This is a genomic window from Paenibacillus pinisoli, from assembly GCF_003605435.1.
Classification (GTDB): Bacteria; Bacillota; Bacilli; order Paenibacillales; family Paenibacillaceae; genus Pristimantibacillus; species Pristimantibacillus pinisoli.
Genome location: NZ_QXQB01000006.1, coordinates 115,415 through 132,707, shown reverse-complemented (window position 1 = coordinate 132,707; position 17,293 = coordinate 115,415). Strand labels below are relative to the sequence as shown.

Below are 17,293 nucleotides of genomic sequence, written 5' to 3'. Positions count from 1 at the left end.
GCTCTGTTAGCCGACTTTCTCGGCTTGCAGCTTTACTAAATGGCCCGGCGGGCTCGCTAAGCCGACTTTCTCGGCTTGTAGCTTTACTAGACGGCCCGGCGGGACCGCTAAGCCGACTTTCTCGGCTTGCAACTTCGTGAGGTGGCCGCTTGGGCTCTGTTAGCCGACTTTCTCGGCTTGCAGCTTTACTAGACGGCCCGGCGGGCTCGCTAAGCCGACTTTCTCGGCTTGTAGCTTTACTAGACGGCCCGGCGGGACCGCTAAGCCGACTTTCTCGGCTTGCAGCTTTACTAGACGGCCCGGCGGGACCGCTAAGCCGACTTTCTCGGCTTGTAGCTTTACTAGACGGCCCGGCGGGACCGCTAAGCCGAGTTTCTCGGCTTGCAGCTTTACTAGACGGCCCCGCGGGCTCACTTAGCCACTCCCCATCTTAGCAGATAGCGAATAACCCCTCGCCTAACGGCGAGGGGTCACTTTATTGATCGACAAAACAGCTACTCAGATTCGAATGCGAATTCTGCTACTGCTGTCACTCGGACACGTTTTCTACTTCTCACTCGGATATGATCTCAGTTAATCTTTCGGCAGCAGCTCACTCGGGTATGGTCTCAGTTTGACCTTCTACTGCGGCAGACTCAGATACGGTCTCGGTTGGGCCTTCTGCAGCGGTAGACTCGGATACGATCTCAGTTGGGCCTTCTGCAGCGGCAGACTCGGATACGGTCTCGGTTGGGCCTTCTGCTGCTGCAAACTCGGATATGATCTCAGTTGGAACTTCTGCAGCAGCAGGCGGATTTTCCCAGACCTCCTGGATTTGTCCCGCTACGTGGTTCCAGGTGAAGTGGTCCTCTACCAGCTTGCGGCCGTGCAAGCCCATCTGGCGAGCGTTGTTAACATTGGATAGCATGTTGTTGAGATTGGTTGCATATTCGACTGGATCCTCCGGATTCTGAATGATGACGCCGTTGTTGCCGCGGATGATCTCCGGATTGCCGCCTCTCGCCGTCGTAATAAGCGGCAAGCCCGCTGCCATCGCCTCGTAGTGAACGCGGGCCAGCGGCTCCTCCCAGATGGAGGTGCAGACGAAGACGTCAGCCGCGCAAAACCACTTGTGCACCTCGCTTGCCTGCACATAGCCAGTCGTCATTACTGGGATCGGCGACTTCTCTGCAAGCGCCCGCAGGTAAGCGATATAATCACTGATCCGGTCGTCGCTGTACCATGCCGCGCCTACTATGACCAGCACCGCATCCGAATGCTTCAAATTCGACATTGCTCTGACCAGGACATGCGGTCCTTTGTTCCGCGACAGTCTGCCGACGAACAGGATGACCTTTTTATTGCCCAGTTTATGCTGATCGCGTATGCTCTCCCGGTCCCTTAACGCCGCCTGCGACTGTTTCCACGGAGCGAACTTCGACAGATCGACGCCTGAGTAAATTGTGCGGATTTTGGACTCCGCCTGCGGATAGTCCTTGCAGATAGCCGCACCGATATAATTACTGATCGTTACAATTGTCTCGACCCGCTGTACGATGGCGTCTCCCTCTTCCTTGTTCAGCTTCAGCGGATTGAACATGTCGTTGTGCATGCTCAGCACGATACGCGCATTCGGCTTGACGGAAGCAACGGGCAGCACCATTTTGGGACGGTTGAAAATATGAATCAGATCATACTCTTCCGTGCTGGCTTCCAGATACGGGATGACATTGCTCATATAGATATCGAGCACGCCCTGGGAATCAAACCGTAAGAAGCGAATGCCGTTCACCGTCTCCTCATCCGGCAATTCAGGGTCTGACCGCCCGATGATGGTAATTTTATGGCTGCGGCTTAGCAAAGGAACGACGCCACCGATATAAGTTTGAATGGCTCCGCCCCGTATATTAGGCACCGGAAGCTTCTCTGTGCATATCAATAATATATTCATGTCGTAATCTCCCTTAACACATCGCTTCTCCGGTAAGCGAGGATATAAGCTTTGACTTTAGCCTTCTTAAACGATCTTCCCCGAGCGGCGAACGTTCCTTTGCCGATAGCTCCTTTTTTCTTCTTGGAGGATGGGGCTTGAACGGAATTTTTCTTGCCCTTCGGTTTTGCTGGCGCCTCCATTAGCTTTCTGGCCGCTCTTCTGGCCGGCTCTGTTCTCAGCCTGCGAATATCCTCCTCGGTCGGCCGCCTTCCATAAGAACGCGACGCTTTGCCGCTCTTCGGCTTAAGAGGCAGCAACGCCTTGGCAGGCTTGCTCTTCTTAGACGGCTTCACGGATACTGGCTTCACCTTTTTGGCCAATTTTTCTTTCAATTTTTCTTTCAATTTCCCTTTCACTTTCTCTTTTAATTTCTCTTTCACGTTCTCTTTCTTTGGCTTGGCGACTAGCGGCAGAGCAAAAGCTGGCTCTCCAGACTTCCGTTTTCTCTCCTTGCGCCGTCCTTTCTTCTCTTCGCGAAGCTTCTTTGGCGGCTTGCTGTAGACCGGTTCGGCATCGCTCCGCGAGCGCTTGCTTTTCCAGACATCTCCCGGCTCCATGCCAGGCTGCAGCAGGATGCCTTTGCCATCCGGACCCACGACCAGGCGGATAATGTTCGACACGCTGCGTGCCCGCTCCAGCGGACGGCCGCCTTCCACGCGCCGGCCCTTCTTCGCGTAATCCCGGTACGTGTACGGCTGGCTTGGCGCTGCGACAAGCTCCGTGTAATCGCCTTCTGGATACTTGGCTTTATCCTTCTCCAGCTCCCGCAGCACTTCCCACTTGTTCGCTTCTGTAGCGATAACGCGATCCAGAATTGGACCGAGCTCCGTATTCATAAATTCGACGGGAGTAAAGACCACTTCTTTTACATGCTTGTAAAATTCATTCGGGAACGCCATATCGATCCACAGCAGCTCGAACGTCTCCCGGTCAAGCGGATTGGCGCGATGGTACGCATCGATTACGCCGCGAATCCATGCCAGATCCCACATGCCCATATCGTCCATCGTGCTCGTAATAATTTTGCGGAGATCGCGAATAGGCAGGTCGAACGCTACGCCGTCAAGATCGATGACCCAGATGCCTTCCGGCCCCATCTGACCGTTGGACCAGCCGTAATCTTGGTGAGCAAGCCCCCAATGAGCTTCTCCTTTGCGGATCATTTTCTGATAGGACGAAGCCTGGAACTTCGCGAAGATCTCCTTCGCCTGATTCTCGAATGTGTCCAGCACCGATAGCAATTGCGAGCTGGCTGCCGCTTCCGGGTAAGCCTTAGCGATATGGCGGAACCAGCCGATCTTCGTCATGATCTTCTGATATTGGCTTTCCCACTTGAAGATGCGGCTCGACTTCCCGGCTTCAAGCGGCGGCACATACCCTTTTGACCATTTGTGAAACTCACCCAGTCCGTGGCACAGCGTCTGCGCGCCTTCCAGATCGATCTTGGCGACAGGCGTCAGCGTGTCAATCCAATCGGTCACGATCCACAGCTTGCCGCCGGCTACGACTGAGTTTTTGCCGTCTTTGGTCAAAATAATGCCGGGAACCCGCGCGCCTTGCTTCACCACATACTCTTGTGCGCCTACACTGAACAAGCTTCGGGCAGGCGTACGGTGAAGAACCTTCAGACTGCGGGTTCCATGGTTCGTGTCAATTCGCCAGATTGCTCCTCCTTTATCCGGCTTGGAGGTAATCAGTGTCATGCCTCTGACGTCCATGTTGTATGACTTGCATACTTGATAAGCGAGCTTCTCCAGCTCGGGTGGAACGTATTGCTCTAAGTTCAGACCGGAAGATTCTTCTGCCAGCATGTCATCCCAGGGTACGATTTGATACTGTTCCAACTAAGCAACCTCCACTCTGTGCGGTAAATATGAAGTTCTATTATGTATATGTTTACTAGAAATTAATGGATAGGTATACAAGTGGAGATTTGTGCGCGGGCGGGCAGTTTGGGTGAATGCCGGGATGAAGCTTCTCTATGAAATAAAAAGAGACTGCCCCGGCAGTCATAAACCCGGGCAGTCTCTTTCAGCTCGATTTAGTTCTCATCCAGCAATTGCAGCAGATTGAGCAGCAGACTTGCGCTTTGCGCCCGCGTGCCGAAGCCATTCGGCTTGAAGGCTTGCGACGGGAAGCCCTGCATCAGACCCAGCTCATGCGCCGCGGCGATCGCTTGCTGCGCCCACTGTGGAGCGGATGCAAGATCGCTGAACGGCGGTTGGCCGACGCCCTCTGCCGCCTTATTCGTATGGTACGAATAGGCACGCACAATCATCGCCGCCATCTCTTGGCGGGAGACGGAGGCAGCCGGCTTGAACAAGCCGTCGCCTACACCGTTAACGATACCCGCTTTTACGGCTAGATTGACTGCATCCGCATACCAGGCATTAGCGGCCACATCACTGAAAGCGGCCGATGCTTCACCTTGCAGCCCTATTGCGCGTACAAGCAAAGCGGCAAATTCAGCACGTGTCACCTCTCTCTCCGGCGCGAATCGGTCACTCGATACGCCTTCGATGACATGCTTTGCCGACAGCTCCATAATATCGCCCGCAGCCCAGTGTCCGATTGCCACATCAAGGAAGGTCTTGCGGTATTCCAGGAGCGCATATTGCCCAGATTCGCTGACGGAGCCCGTCAGCCATCCTCCGCTGCTTCGGCTGCCCATATATATCAATTCGCCTTGACCGGATATGCGGTACATGCCAAGCAAGCGTTCCTCCGCCTGGGCGCCCGGTTTCAGCGCAATGGATACAGCATGCTGGAACCCTCCGACTGCCGTTGTGGTTCCGTCCGGTTCCGTTACAGTGAATGACAGCGTCAGCACATCACCCGACAGCCCAAGCTTAGCGGCAGACCGTTCCTCCGCTGCGTCAAGCAGCGAATCAGCCGCTGTCTTAGCCAAGCGGTCAACCGTGAGCGTAATCTTGCTTTGCTCCAGCCGCTCATCCGGCAGCATGCCTGCAAACTCCTTCAGCCACTTGGCAGGCAGCGTGACGCGGATATTGCCCGCTTCCACGACAACATCCGATGCGCCTGCCAGCTCTGCGGCATGGCCCGGCAGAACAAGCTCTTCCAAAGAAGCATCCGTGCGGATCACGATTTCGCCCGAAGCAGTGCCTTGCAACTGCTCTGGCTTCACTTCCACCCGCCCCGGCTTATCCGCCGGCTCTGGCGATGGCTCAGGGCCCGGCGTTACCGGCGGCGTCGTCGGCTTCGTTTGCTTCACAATTTCGAAGGTATCGACCAGTTCGCCATCAACAGTAGTTGCCGTAATGACGATCTTATCCTCTGCAATCTCTACTGCCGTATACAAGTTTATATCCTCATCGTACACAAGCTCTTGCCATGGACGCTCCGTGAGCGCATAAAACTTGGGTCCGGTTGAACCGCCGACTACATAGCGGGTGCCTTCGCCTTCCTTGACGATCTCGCCGCCTTTCATCGGGAACGTGCGCAGATAGATGTGGTCATGACCGTTCATCACGAGATCGACCCCGTATTTATCGAAGACCGGCACCCAGTGCTTCTGTACATTCGTATTGGCATAGATGCTGCCGTAAGGGCCTTGATGGAAGACGATGACCTTCCATTTCTTCTTCGTTGCGGCCAGATCCTTCTCCAGCCACTTCGCCTGCTCCTTTAAGGCTTCTTCCGACATTTCCGTATTCATCATCACAAAATGCACGTTTTTCATATCGAAGGAATAACTGCTGCCCTTCGCCACATCCGCCCCGTTCTGCGGATTGTAGAAATGGGCCAAATAATCACCGTTGCCGTTCGTGCCGGTTACCTCATGGTTGCCGACCACCGTCTGCAGCGTATACTTCAAGAACAGCTCCTGCGCGGCGCCGAACCACATATTCCATTGCTCCTGCTCATGGCCATGATCGACCATATCTCCCGCATGAATAAGCAGCTCTGCATCCGGCATGTGCTCTACCGCTTTGGTCAAGGACTTGCCCCAATCATCAAAACCCGCCTGATTGGAAGCCTGGGAATCGCCCAGGAACAGGAACTTCACACCGTCTCCGGATACTGGAGCCGTATGGAATTCCCCTTGCGCGCTCATATTGCCTTCCCCATCGCCTACACGATAGACGTAGACCGTATCTGGCTTAAGCTCAGTCAATTGAACGCGGTGCACGCGGTAAGTGCCGTCATTGTTCGTATTGTACAGACTGCTTGCGCCCTCCGTCTTCTTGACGCCTTCTCCTTCAAATCCAGCAAAACCTTCCTTCTCCGCCCACTCCACAACGGACGCTTTCACATCAGGGTGAGTCTGCCAAGCGACATGTCTGGAAGCAGATGGATTGCCGCCCACCGAAACGTTGATATTGACCGGCGCAGTTGTATGCGCAGGAGGCGCGACAACAAAGGCCATAATCGGGCTATAGTTGTCGCCCTGCTTGGCCTGAAGCTTATACGTTCCCTCAGCCAACGTGACATCAGCCGTCACCAGCCGCCCTTCTGCACCCGATACCGCTTCTTTCACTTCTGTGCCATTCAACAGCAGAACCGCATCGCGGACTGGCTCGCCGCCTTCAGTAATTGTGAATGCCGCCGGCTCTCCCAGCGCGATATCGGCATGGTTCCACAGCAGCTTCAGCTTGTTCTTGACGACCGTCTCCAGAGGCGGACCGTAGAACGGCTTGGCTGTACCGTCTCCTTCAACCGTCACGATGGAGCCGGATACGAATTGGATATCATGCTTGCGCGTCACCTCTCCGCCTTTGGCCTGCTCCAGGCCAAGCGGTCCGATGACATCACTCTTCACCGTATACCGGATCGTCGCCGCCACATCGCTGTCCTTCAACGAAGCGGAGGGCAGATTGGCGAAGTCAAGACGGACCGTGCCCACCTCTGCATTCACAGTCGAGCTCAGCTGGGCTTCGCCAAGCTTCTGTCCTCGCACAACTTCAAGCTTGTGGACAATAGCAGGATCGAATTTGAATTCCGCATGGCCGCTCTTCAGCTTGGCAGCCGATTCGATCGTCATTGGAATATCATATGTGCCCCCTGCAAACACATCCTCCGGTGTCTCATACAAATATTGCGGAGAACCCATATTCACGTTAAAATACCATTCCTTAATGGTCTGGTTGCCGCTCAAATCCCGAATAGCTACCTTCACTTTATGGCGCCCCTCGGCAAGCGGCTCGATCGGTGTATAGGTAATCAAGCCTTTCGGCGGATACAAGCCATGCTGGACAGGCTGATCATCCAGATACACCCTGATCTTGTCGGGATCAATAAGCGTTGTAGCCGGATGCTGTACCGGATCATAGCCGACATCCTCGCCAATGACGCTAATCGTCGGATGAGCGTTTCTAACTGTTGTGTTAGGTGAAGGAGCAATGTCCTTCAGCACCGGAGGCTCGATATCCTCGCCCGCCGTAGAACCGTAAATCGCGCGGATCTGATCGACATAGATCACTCCGGAGTCCTTCTTCGCATTGTTCGTCTCCATGTAGCGCACCGGCATATCGATCGTGAACGGCTCTGACTTGCCAGTAGGGACAGCAGCCTCGACGTATTTCCATCCCGTCCAGTTGACGCCTGTAACCTGGTCGGTAAAGTCGAGCGGAATCGCCGCATTGTTGCCGTCTCTCATCTGCATGCGAAGCCAATGCGTCTTGCCGTCGCCATATACCCACATGCCGATCTTCTGCGGATAGCCTGGCACCTGAATCCGGTCATCGACCGACTTCGCTTGCAAGTAAGCACCGGAAGTTCCTGTTTTGCCTGTAAAATCGTACGTTAGCTTCAAAGCTGTATGGCCAAAGCGGACAAAATCAGGATTGCTCTCTTCTGCAATATCGACGTTATTGAATGCTGCGCCCGCAGCCATATAGGCCGACAGACCGTTCTCGAAATCCTCCAGCACAACCGGAGGGATGCCTACGCTGACATTCATAGCCGCCTCCAGATCGCCGTAGGAAACGATAATCCGGCCGGATTGTCCGTTGCTTTCTGTTGCGGTAAATACGCCGCGCTCGTCAATTGCCCCGATATCTCCTTCTACTCGCCATTCAAAGCTGTCATTGCTCGCTTGAATCACTTGACCGTCGCGTGTCGCGATAGCCTTCATCGTCTCAATTGCACCGGATTCATAGGTTTTCGATTCATCAGGGAAGGCGAGTGCCGTCAGCTTGTCGACCACTTCAATCGCCGCCGATCCCGCCACACCCCCTGCCTGAACGCTGATGCTTCCTTCCGCCGCCTTCTCTCCGGCTGTAAACCATCCATCCGCAGTGATGCTTCCAAGCGCAGCCTCTGCTTCCCAGGCCAAAGCGCCGTTCGCAGCAGCGGGATGCCCGTTCGCATCAATGCCTTTCGCCGTGAACAGAACGGAGGAGCCTGCGAGAATCCGCTCCGCGCCTGGACGAACGGCCAAACTTGCCGCGCTGCCCAGCTCCGGCGCTTTATTGACCAGCAGCAGGCTGTTGCCTGTCTTCCGCTCACCGCCGTCAGACGGCGTATTCATCACTTTCACTGCCGCTTCGCCCGGCAGCTTCGCGGCCAGCGTCGACGAACCGCCGCCATCCAGGTTCATAGCCTGCACGACACCCAGATCCGCCAGCATAGCGGCAAGCTCTTCCGTCTCTACGCCTTCGCTGAAACCCGGCTGCCTGCCGTCAATCTCGAACAGGACGATTGAGCCATCCGCCTTGGTCCCGATTGCAGTCCGCGGGTGGACACCTGCCGGGCCTACGCCGTTCTGGACAACGCCATCCTTGATCAGCGGCCCCATGCCCCCGATCGCCACCTGTACGTCGCTCCACTCATCGCTCAGTGCGAACTCGGCCGAGATTTCATCTCCGGGATTCAGACCCGCCAGCAAGCTGCGCGCGCTGCCTGATGCCGACAATACCGCTTTGCCTTCCGCTAGAGGCGCATTGCCTTGATTCTGGCGAACGGCTTCAACCTTAAGCAGAAGCGCAGAGCCATCTTTCACTTCTCCGCCGACGATCTCAAGCACAACCTCGTCGCCGTCATTCCCTGTCATCGTCGACGTATAATAATCTGTCGTATAAAGGACAAGCTGATTATCGCTGCGGTAACGGTTAATATGCGTCAAGGGCGAAGCTGTGCCATTAATCGTAACCGTCTTGGTCAACTGAGGCGTTCCGTAGATGGATGAGCCATCCGCCTTCAACCCGAACGCATAGCTGCTCACCGCACTGTTCAGAATGCGGCCTTCGCCCATGAACAAGCCGTTCGGCACCCCTGTTGCGTTGCCGCTAATCTCATAAAAATCGCCGTTAATGCCGGCGATTACACGATTGCCCGGCTGGTCCGCATAAGCGGCCATTGCCGTGACGCCTTCCATACCGCGCACCTTGCCGGACTTCGTACCGGCGATCAGGCCCAAATTGGCATTGGCAGGGTCGAATTCTACGAAATGAGCTTTCTGTGTTCCTCTTGCTGTCTGCATGTCATACCAGGTGTAAGCCGCTCCCGGCGCCAGCTCTGTCCGGCGCACGTCAATCACTTTGCCGAATCCGGTGTCAGGCGGGTCCATTACTCCGGCCGATACGGCCGGCGCCAGCACCGAGATGAGCATCATGACGGCCAGAATCAGACTGGCGACACGCTGTCGTGTTTTCATTGCTGCATTCCTCCAAACTACGTTTTTTTATCGCAATCACAGCGATTATATTTGTAATTTTATTTCACAATCAATGATTTATGACGAAATAAAACATTATCTTAATATAGCCCCTATCATTTTCATGCCCTTTTACAAATGATTAATAGAATCGACAACGAACCGTCATATCGAGGTTGTCGGGCGCTGCTGGACTGTTCGATCCCCTCGGACCAAAAAAGAATGATGCCGGTATAACGGCAAACAAAAAAGCCGGTTCGACAATAGTCGAACCGGCCATTATGAAGTCTATTTCCAGGAATCGCATTCTCCGCACGTTTCTTAGATTGAAAAAAACGCCACTCTCCTGCCGGGCAAGAGAGTGGCGTTCCTTATAGGTTCTGCTGCAATGGCAGTCTCTTAGAACGGATTCAATACATGGAAGAACACGTTCGGCGATGCCATCCGGTAGTAATAGCTGCACCAGCCGGCACCTTTGTTGGTGAAACGGTTAGTCGTGCTGTAGAGCAGGCGCTCCTGCTCCAGCTCCTCGATCCGGTCAATGCGGCCATCCACATAGTCAAGGAGACGCATGCTGGCTGTGTCCAGACGACTGATCACGCCGCCGTAACGGATGTCAATAACTTCCCAGCCGAATACTTTGAACATGCTCAGCCACTGGGCGCGGTGAGCGGCGCGCAGCTCCGATACCGCCTTCGAGATAAGCGGCAGCGTGTCTGTCGCGATGCGCTTCAGCGTCTCTTTGTCGCCGCCGTCATAAGCGCGCTTCAGCTCGATGCCGATCTCGCTCTTCACCTTCAATACGGCTGCAAGCTTCTGCGGCACCTCGAACAGATAATCCAGCTCCGCTTCTGGATCGCGGCGCGATGCGATATTCCTCTCTACACCCGCATAATGCTCGTTCATCGCAAGGCCTTCGATCTGCTTGTCGAACAAGCCGAGCAGCACATCCTGGTACAGAAGGAACTTCGACGGATTGCTTTGCTTCTGGTTATCCGGCTCTGCGCCAGGCGTCTCATCCAGATACTTGAGCTGCATATACGTGTCCCCATCGATGCCTGTGCAGAATTTGACGCGCTCCGCCACAACGTCCATATCCGGCGAGCCTTCCGTGTAGGCATGCTCCGCATACAGCTGCAAGCCGAGGAATGCGATATACGGGTTGCTCTCCATGCCGTCGTCGCCCCACATGGTCGCGTACACTTCGTTGATGCCTTCCTTCTTGCACACTGTTAGCGCCGTGTCTGTAGCCGGCAGGGACAAACCATAGTTCACGCCGAATGTATTGAACACCCATACCGCTCCGGCGAATACCAGGTTGTTGCCGAGCGGGCGGTGCTTCGCGATAAGCGTCTCGTAATCCTTGCTGTCGACATGGTTGTAGTCCCAATACACCATATCGACATCCTTCGGAATGCGGCTGGCCATCTCCTCTGGAATTTGCGTCTCGTGGCCATAGTAGTCTTCGCCGTTCGCCGAAGCCAGCTTCAGGAACATGTCGCTCCACATAAGCGACTTCAGGCCAAGACGCCGCGTTACAGCCAGGACCTTGTCCAGATGCTGCGTCATAATATCGAAACGGCTGATATGGCCGTTATGATCCAGGAATTTGCCGCGGCCAAGCTCCTCCGCCTCGTCCATGCCGATATGAATCTTGTTGCTGCGGAATGGCGCCGTGACGCTCTTAATCATATTTTCAACCAGAAGGTCCGTTTTCTCCGATCCCACCAGCAGCGCGCCCTTCGTATCCTTGTATTCCTTCACCGGCTCCCACTTCAGGAACTCCTCCAGATGCGCAAGCGTCTGGATGCTCGGGAACGCTTCGATGCCGAATTGATCCGCGTAATCGTCGATTTCCTTCAGCTCCGCTGCGGAGTAACGTCCGCGCATGTAGCCGAAGTACGGCTCTCCTTCGATCTCATACGTGTCTTCCATATACAGCATGACTGTATTGAGGCCCATCAGCGCCATCTTGCGAAGCATGAATTTGAATGCCCCAACAGTCAGCACGCCGTTGCGAGAGAGGTCGAACATCGGTCCGATCGTATCGAACTGCTGTGTCTCGCTCAGCTCGAACGACTCCCCTGCTTGGCCCCTCTGCACCAGCAAGCCGAGCCCGCGGAAAAATTGGTGCTTCCTCGTATAGCGAATGTACGCCTGATTGCCCTGCAAGCCAACTTGAAGCCCATTCTCAGAAGGCTCGACGGATACGACAATGCCGCCTTCCGCTTCCGTTACGCCCAGATCCTTCAGCAGCAGCTCGATGCCAGACCGTAGCTCTGCCGTATTGCCTTGAAACTGCAATTTCATCTAACGTTCCTCCTAAGAGTGATTGAATCGTTCATATATATGTATTTTACATCAAAACGAATGATCGAATCTATCATGAAAAAGTGACAAAAAAAGACGGGGACCTTCATTTCGCCCCGCCATTCGTTATTATTCATTTCCATCCTCGTACAGAATCAATATTCCCGCATATGGCTCGCACCTATACGTCCATCTCTTCCCGTTACAGATTGATGTGCGGAATGACAAACCCGCCGTAAGCAAAGGCGGCAACTATGACCAGCGCGGGATGAATCTTGCGGATTTGCATCGCCCAGAAAGCGACGGCGGCAATCAGCAGCGACTGGATCCACCCGATAGAAGCAATTGCGCTCTCCCCCATCTGCCAGGTCAGCACCAGCATGAGAATGGCGATGACCGGCTGGATCAGCAGCGTCATCCCTTTCACGACAGGCGACTGGCGATGCTTGCGCAGCACATTGAGCAATATAATAAGCGCCACGGCGGAAGGCACGATCGTAGCAGCCAAAGCAATGGCAAGCCCAATCCAGCCGCCTACATCATAACCGACAAAAGCGGCCATTTTCGTCGCAATCGGACCAGGCAGCGCATTCCCCAGCGCGAGGATGTTGGAGAATTCCGACGGCGTCGTCCATGCATAATTGGTTACGACCTCCTGGTACATCAGCGGAATCGATGCCGGCCCCCCGCCATAACCCAGCACGTTGGCCACAAAGAAACCAATCATCAGACGCCACCATTCAATCCATTCCATGCGTAGCGCCTCCCTTCTCTTTCAAGCCGCTTTCCTGCTCCTGCTTCGCCTTCCTCGCCTCGCGCCTGCGCCTCCAGGTATCGGCCATTCTCATATGAAAAGCGCCATATACCAGGAATACCATAATGACGATCGCAGGATGCAGCTGGATGAGCTGCAGCAAGATGAAGGACAGCACAAAAAAACCGGCTCCCGCCCAGATGCCAAGCCCCTTCACCGCGCGTTCGCCGAATTCATACGCCATCATGGCCAGCATCACGGCTATAACGGGTATCACTGCTCCGATCATGCCTTGAATAAAAGCCGATCCGCTCAGCCATTGCACCGCTGACAGCAGCGCAAGCATCGCAACGGTGGACGGAACAATATGCGCGAGCACCGAGACGACTGCCCCCATCGTTCCTTTCAGCCGGTAGCCTAGATACGCGGCCATCTTCGTTGCGATGGGGCCCGGCAGCGCATTCGCCAGAGCCAATATTTCACCAAATTCCTCATCGTCTATCCACTTGTATTGCATAACAGCCTCATACCGGATCAACGGAATAACGGACGGACCGCCGCCGTACCCCAGCACGCCCGTCTTGATCATTGCCCAGCTTAACTGCACATACGGATTGCCTCCTGATGTCTTCTCCCCCATAGCCGCTACAACCTCATTCCCATACGGCTCTTATAGCGGTTAATCAGCAGCTGGCAGTCTACGCCGGTGATGCCCGGCAGCACATACAGCTTCTCCCGCATAAAGTATTCCATCTCCGCGTTATTGCGGAACAAGCCGTGCATATGCAGCTTGCTTGGACCCGTCATATGGTAAAGGCTTGTCACGTACGGCTCCTCCGCCAGTTGCTCCGCCACAGCATGGAGATGCTTCGGCTCCACTTCGACATTGAAGAACGCCGATACGCCGATGCCGATCTTCTCCGGATTAATAACGGCGGTGAATCGCTCGATGACTCCCGTGTCCATCAAGGTGCTGACTCTCGCCTGCACAGCTACCCTGGACAAGCCGATTTCCTTAGCCAAATCTGTGTATGATATTCGTCCGTTGCGATTCAGCTCTTTAATGATTTTGCGGTCAATCTCATCGATTTCTACAGCCTCCGTGCCCTGTTCCCGTTGCTCTGTCATACTGCCCCACTCCTATCCCTCCAACCCTATGCCCAACTCCAGAGGATGAACATAACGTTAGTTAAATATTATTTTTACTTACGATATGTATTACTATATAGCCGTTCACAATCGTTATCAATACATTTTCATCATTTTTCTTTCATACTTATTGCACAGCCGGAGAGATGATGTTATTTTTAGATAAGTTATGGCGCGAGGAAATCTAACCTGCTATTAAAAATCATCATGGGAATGGCAAAAGGAGTGAATGGGATGAAGCAGCCGGCTTTCGGCAGCGAGACGATGGTCGTCAGTCCGCATTATCTGGCAAGCGCCGCGGGAGCCCGCATCCTGGAGCAAGGCGGCAATGCATTCGACGCAGCCGTCGCGGTAAGCGCATGTCTGGCGGTCGTGTATCCCCATATGACAGGCATCGGCGGCGACTCGTTCTGGCTTACCTATCATCAGGACGATGGAACTGTCCGCGGCTATAATGCCAGCGGCCGTGCCGGATATGAGGCGACGCCCGACCGGTATGCAGGGCTGGCGTCCATCCCTAGAAGAGGCGTCGGCAGCGCCGTTACGGTGCCGGGCATGGTGGACGGCTGGCATGCCGTACATAGCCGCTATGGCAAGCTGGCTTGGGGGGAAGTGCTTGCGCCCGCCATTCAATATGCCGAGAAAGGCTTCCCTATGACGCAGGACCAATTCGCCAATACAGCGCAATATGCTCATGTGCTTGCGGCAACGCCGGAGACTGCGGCGATCTATCTGCCCGGCGGGTCGCCTATGCAGCCCAATGAACGGTTCCGGCAGCCGGCCATGGCCCGAACGCTCAGACGAATTGCCACTCATGGACGAGACGAGTTCTATAAAGGGGATACTGCGGCAGGGATCGCTTCGTTCCTGTCCAAGCACGGCGGACTGTTGACTGCCGATGATCTCGCCGATCACGAGGGCGAATGGGTAGAGCCGATTCATGGCTCTTACCGGGGACATACCCTTTATCAGATGCCGCCCAACTCGCAGGGTTTTACTGGCATTATGGCGCTGCAAATGCTGGAGAACTTCGACTTTTCAGCTATCGAGCACGGCTCCTATGATTACTATCAGCTCTGCATCGAGGCAGTTAAGCTCAGCTTCCGCGACCGGGACGCTTATCTGACCGACCCTGCTTTTGCTTCAATTCCGCTGGAGAGGCTGCTCAGCAAGAGCTACGCCGCCTCCTTATCGGGATTGATCCGATTAGACCGTGCGGCATCCATGGATACGCAGCCTGCCGGCAGCGATACCGCTTATGCGGCCGTCGTCGACCGGGAAGGCAATGCCGTATCCTTTATTCAAAGCCTGTACTTCGAATTCGGCTCCGGCGTCGTGGCCGGGGACACGGGCATATTGCTGCAAAATCGGGGGTCTTTCTTCTCCCTTGATCCTGAACATGTGAACAGGCTTCAGCCTGGCAAACGTACCTTCCATACGCTCATGCCTGCCATGGCATGCGTAGACGGAAAGCCGTCCATTCTATACGGGACGCAAGGCGGCGAAGGGCAGCCGCAGACGCAGACGGCTATCTTCACGCGCATGGCCGATTACGGCATGGACCCGCAGCAGGCCATTACCGAGCCTCGCTGGATATGGGGACGCACATGGGGAGAGCTTACCCAGGAATTAAAGGTGGAAGCACGCGTAGGCGACGATATCTTGAGCAAGCTCGCGGACGCCGGTCACATGGTGCGCAAAGCCGCTCCGTTCGACGGGATTATGGGGCATGCATGCGCCATCCGTAGGGATGCGAACGGCTTCCTGCAAGGAGGCGTCGATCCGCGGAGCGACGGGGGAGCCTTTGGCTGGTAGAGGACATAGACAAAGTCAGGAGGCCTTCCTAGAGCGGGAGGCCTCCTGTTATGCTAAGCTGGTTATGAGCTACCTCATATCCCTTCGATTATAGCCGGCGAACAACACAACCAGCGCCACAGCTGTTATTCCCAGAGATAGCAGAGCGTAGCCGGCTCCTATCCCTTGATCGATAACCGCCGCCGCGTCGACATAATAGAACGGCGTGAATACCCCCATGTAGTCGATGTGGCCGCTAATCTTGATAGCCATGGACAGCAGGAAAGTGAGCAGCATGACGGCGGCAGAGTAAGCTACCGCCCGCTTCGGATGCCGCCCCGCCCCGGCGATCGCCATGCCGACAGTCAGAAAGATAAGCTGAACGAGCAGCATGCCCGCCATTAGCGACAGGATCGCTCCAGCGCTGGACTCTCCTTCTGTATACGAGCCGATGACCAGAATGGAACCGGTCAGCATGACCAGGTTAAATATGAGGACCTGAGTCAGCGCGGCCAACAGCTTGCAGAGCAGCAGCCGTCCCCGCGACAATGGCTTCACTAATAGAAATTCCGCCGTCTTATCCCGCTCTTCCTTGGAAATGATGGCAGCCCCCAGCATAGAGGCATGGATGGCCGCCATTAGCAACAAATACAGAAACAACACGCCGTAATACCCGATCGGCGTCCCGATATCGAGCTCGCCGATGCCCATAATCGCTTGCAGCGCCTTTGGCATATCGGCCATCAGCTCATTCATCGCAGCGCCGGATTCCTCCATGCCTGTGAATTTGCCCATGCCTGCGGCCAGCATAGCGATGATACCCGCAATCCAGATCAGCAGCGACTTCAGATGCGCCCTCATCTCTCTCCTGTACAGATTCATTGCACACGCCTCCTTTTATACCGCATGGACATCCCTGCTCCGATACCGCAAATATCCGAAAAGCAGGCAAACCGCTATAATGACAAGCGAAGCCGCCACAAAGCCCGTCTCGTAGCTGCCATGCTGAATAATATACGCACGGTCAAAATAATGAAACGGCGTTACATAACGCAGCTTGCCGTTACCTGAAGAGGACCCGATAAACGTAAGCACAAAAAACGCAAATACCGTACCCAGCGTAACCGGCAGCACCGTCTTCATGCGAGGCAGCAGCATCGCTGCAGCGATTCCTATCGCTAAGAAGATTAGCTGTAATAGAAGCAGGCTGAACGAGATAAGCGCGAATGCTCCATAATCATAGGGCTCCAGTGCCACGGAGGATGCGATCAGGCTAGCCGCCCCAAAATAAACGATGTTCGTCGCCAGCAGCAGCGTCAGCGCAGCCAGCGCCTTCGAGATGAGGATCGCTCCCCGCGTCACGGGTTTGGCCAGCAGGAAGTCCGCTGTTTTCTCCCGGGTTTCTTTGGATAAAATCGAGCTGCCCAAATGCATAGCCTGAATAGCGCCGCATAGCGATACATACAGAAAGATATAGGAATAATACCCCAGCAAAGAAGCGATGGAATCGATCTGAATGCCAATCGCTTGCACCACGGACTCCGGCATAGATGCCAGCACGTCCATGAAAGCCTCCGCATCCCCGGCAAAGGAAGGGTACATCGCCATCATCAGCAGGACAAGCCCGGTCATCGAAGCGGTCCAGATCATCGTAGCATTGCGGTACGCTTTGAGCTCATAGAGATACATGTTCATACGC

Annotated in this window: 11 protein-coding genes; 1 reads left to right on the top strand and 10 read right to left on the bottom strand. The window is 54.9% G+C overall.

Annotation, left to right across the window (positions count from 1 at the left end):
* Window positions 1–159: 159 nt before the first annotated feature.
* The 8 genes from D3P09_RS23445 to chrS form a co-directional block, all read right to left on the bottom strand.
* A complete protein-coding gene (locus D3P09_RS23445) occupies window positions 160–414 on the bottom strand; it encodes a hypothetical protein (RefSeq protein ID WP_120113864.1) in 255 nt (84 codons plus the stop codon).
* A 178-nt stretch (window positions 415–592) separates the two neighbouring features.
* Entirely contained in the window at window positions 593–1,930 is a 1,338-nt protein-coding gene (locus D3P09_RS23440; RefSeq protein WP_120113863.1) for a glycosyltransferase family 4 protein, read from the bottom strand.
* Window positions 1,927–3,816, bottom strand: a complete 1,890-nt coding sequence (locus D3P09_RS23435; RefSeq protein WP_341538304.1) for a CotS family spore coat protein — start codon at window positions 3,814–3,816, stop codon at window positions 1,927–1,929. The genes D3P09_RS23440 and D3P09_RS23435 overlap by 4 nt, the downstream gene beginning before the upstream one ends.
* Window positions 3,817–4,013: 197 nt before the next feature.
* Window positions 4,014–9,587: a phosphodiester glycosidase family protein gene (locus tag D3P09_RS23430; protein WP_120113862.1), complete on the bottom strand. Its 5,574-nt coding sequence runs from the start codon at window positions 9,585–9,587 to the stop codon at window positions 4,014–4,016.
* 399 nt (window positions 9,588–9,986) lie between these two features.
* Window positions 9,987–11,897, bottom strand: coding sequence for a beta-N-acetylhexosaminidase (locus D3P09_RS23425; protein WP_120113861.1), 1,911 nt, complete (start codon window positions 11,895–11,897; stop codon window positions 9,987–9,989).
* A 202-nt stretch (window positions 11,898–12,099) separates the two neighbouring features.
* Entirely contained in the window at window positions 12,100–12,651 is a 552-nt protein-coding gene (chrA, locus tag D3P09_RS23420; RefSeq protein ID WP_120113860.1) for a chromate efflux transporter ChrA, read from the bottom strand.
* Window positions 12,638–13,291: a chromate efflux transporter ChrB gene (gene chrB, locus D3P09_RS23415; RefSeq protein ID WP_120113859.1), complete on the bottom strand. Its 654-nt coding sequence runs from the start codon at window positions 13,289–13,291 to the stop codon at window positions 12,638–12,640. The genes chrA and chrB overlap by 14 nt, the downstream gene beginning before the upstream one ends.
* A gap of 5 nt (window positions 13,292–13,296) precedes the next feature.
* Entirely contained in the window at window positions 13,297–13,779 is a 483-nt protein-coding gene (chrS, locus tag D3P09_RS23410; RefSeq protein WP_120113858.1) for a chromate efflux transcriptional regulator ChrS, read from the bottom strand.
* A 255-nt stretch (window positions 13,780–14,034) separates the two neighbouring features.
* Here chrS and ggt point away from each other — a divergent pair, with 255 nt between their 5' ends.
* On the top strand, window positions 14,035–15,615 hold the full coding sequence (gene ggt / locus D3P09_RS23405) for a gamma-glutamyltransferase (RefSeq protein ID WP_120113857.1): 1,581 nt from the start codon (window positions 14,035–14,037) through the stop codon (window positions 15,613–15,615).
* Between the two features lie 69 nt (window positions 15,616–15,684).
* Here ggt and D3P09_RS23400 read toward each other — a convergent pair whose 3' ends face one another.
* The gene (locus tag D3P09_RS23400) at window positions 15,685–16,476 is read right to left on the bottom strand and encodes an ABC transporter permease subunit (protein WP_120113856.1); all 792 of its coding nucleotides are present in this window, start codon (window positions 16,474–16,476) and stop codon (window positions 15,685–15,687) included.
* Between the two features lie 15 nt (window positions 16,477–16,491).
* Entirely contained in the window at window positions 16,492–17,289 is a 798-nt protein-coding gene (locus D3P09_RS23395) for an ABC transporter permease subunit (RefSeq protein ID WP_120113855.1), read from the bottom strand.
* Window positions 17,290–17,293 lie beyond the last annotated feature (4 nt).

Bases quoted from the DNA above. Each gene is read 5' to 3' on its own strand.
- chrB (WP_120113859.1), bottom strand. From the start codon at position 13,291: ATGGGGGAGAAGACATCAGGAGGCAATCCGTATGTGCAGTTAAGCTGG.
- D3P09_RS23400 (WP_120113856.1), bottom strand. From the start codon at position 16,476: ATGAATCTGTACAGGAGAGAGATGAGGGCGCATCTGAAGTCGCTGCTG.
- D3P09_RS23425 (WP_120113861.1), bottom strand. From the start codon at position 11,897: ATGAAATTGCAGTTTCAAGGCAATACGGCAGAGCTACGGTCTGGCATC.
- D3P09_RS23440 (WP_120113863.1), bottom strand. From the start codon at position 1,930: ATGAATATATTATTGATATGCACAGAGAAGCTTCCGGTGCCTAATATA.
- D3P09_RS23430 (WP_120113862.1), bottom strand. From the start codon at position 9,587: ATGAAAACACGACAGCGTGTCGCCAGTCTGATTCTGGCCGTCATGATG.
- chrS (WP_120113858.1), bottom strand. From the start codon at position 13,779: ATGACAGAGCAACGGGAACAGGGCACGGAGGCTGTAGAAATCGATGAG.
- chrA (WP_120113860.1), bottom strand. From the start codon at position 12,651: ATGGAATGGATTGAATGGTGGCGTCTGATGATTGGTTTCTTTGTGGCC.
- ggt (WP_120113857.1), top strand. From the start codon at position 14,035: ATGAAGCAGCCGGCTTTCGGCAGCGAGACGATGGTCGTCAGTCCGCAT.
- D3P09_RS23395 (WP_120113855.1), bottom strand. From the start codon at position 17,289: ATGAACATGTATCTCTATGAGCTCAAAGCGTACCGCAATGCTACGATG.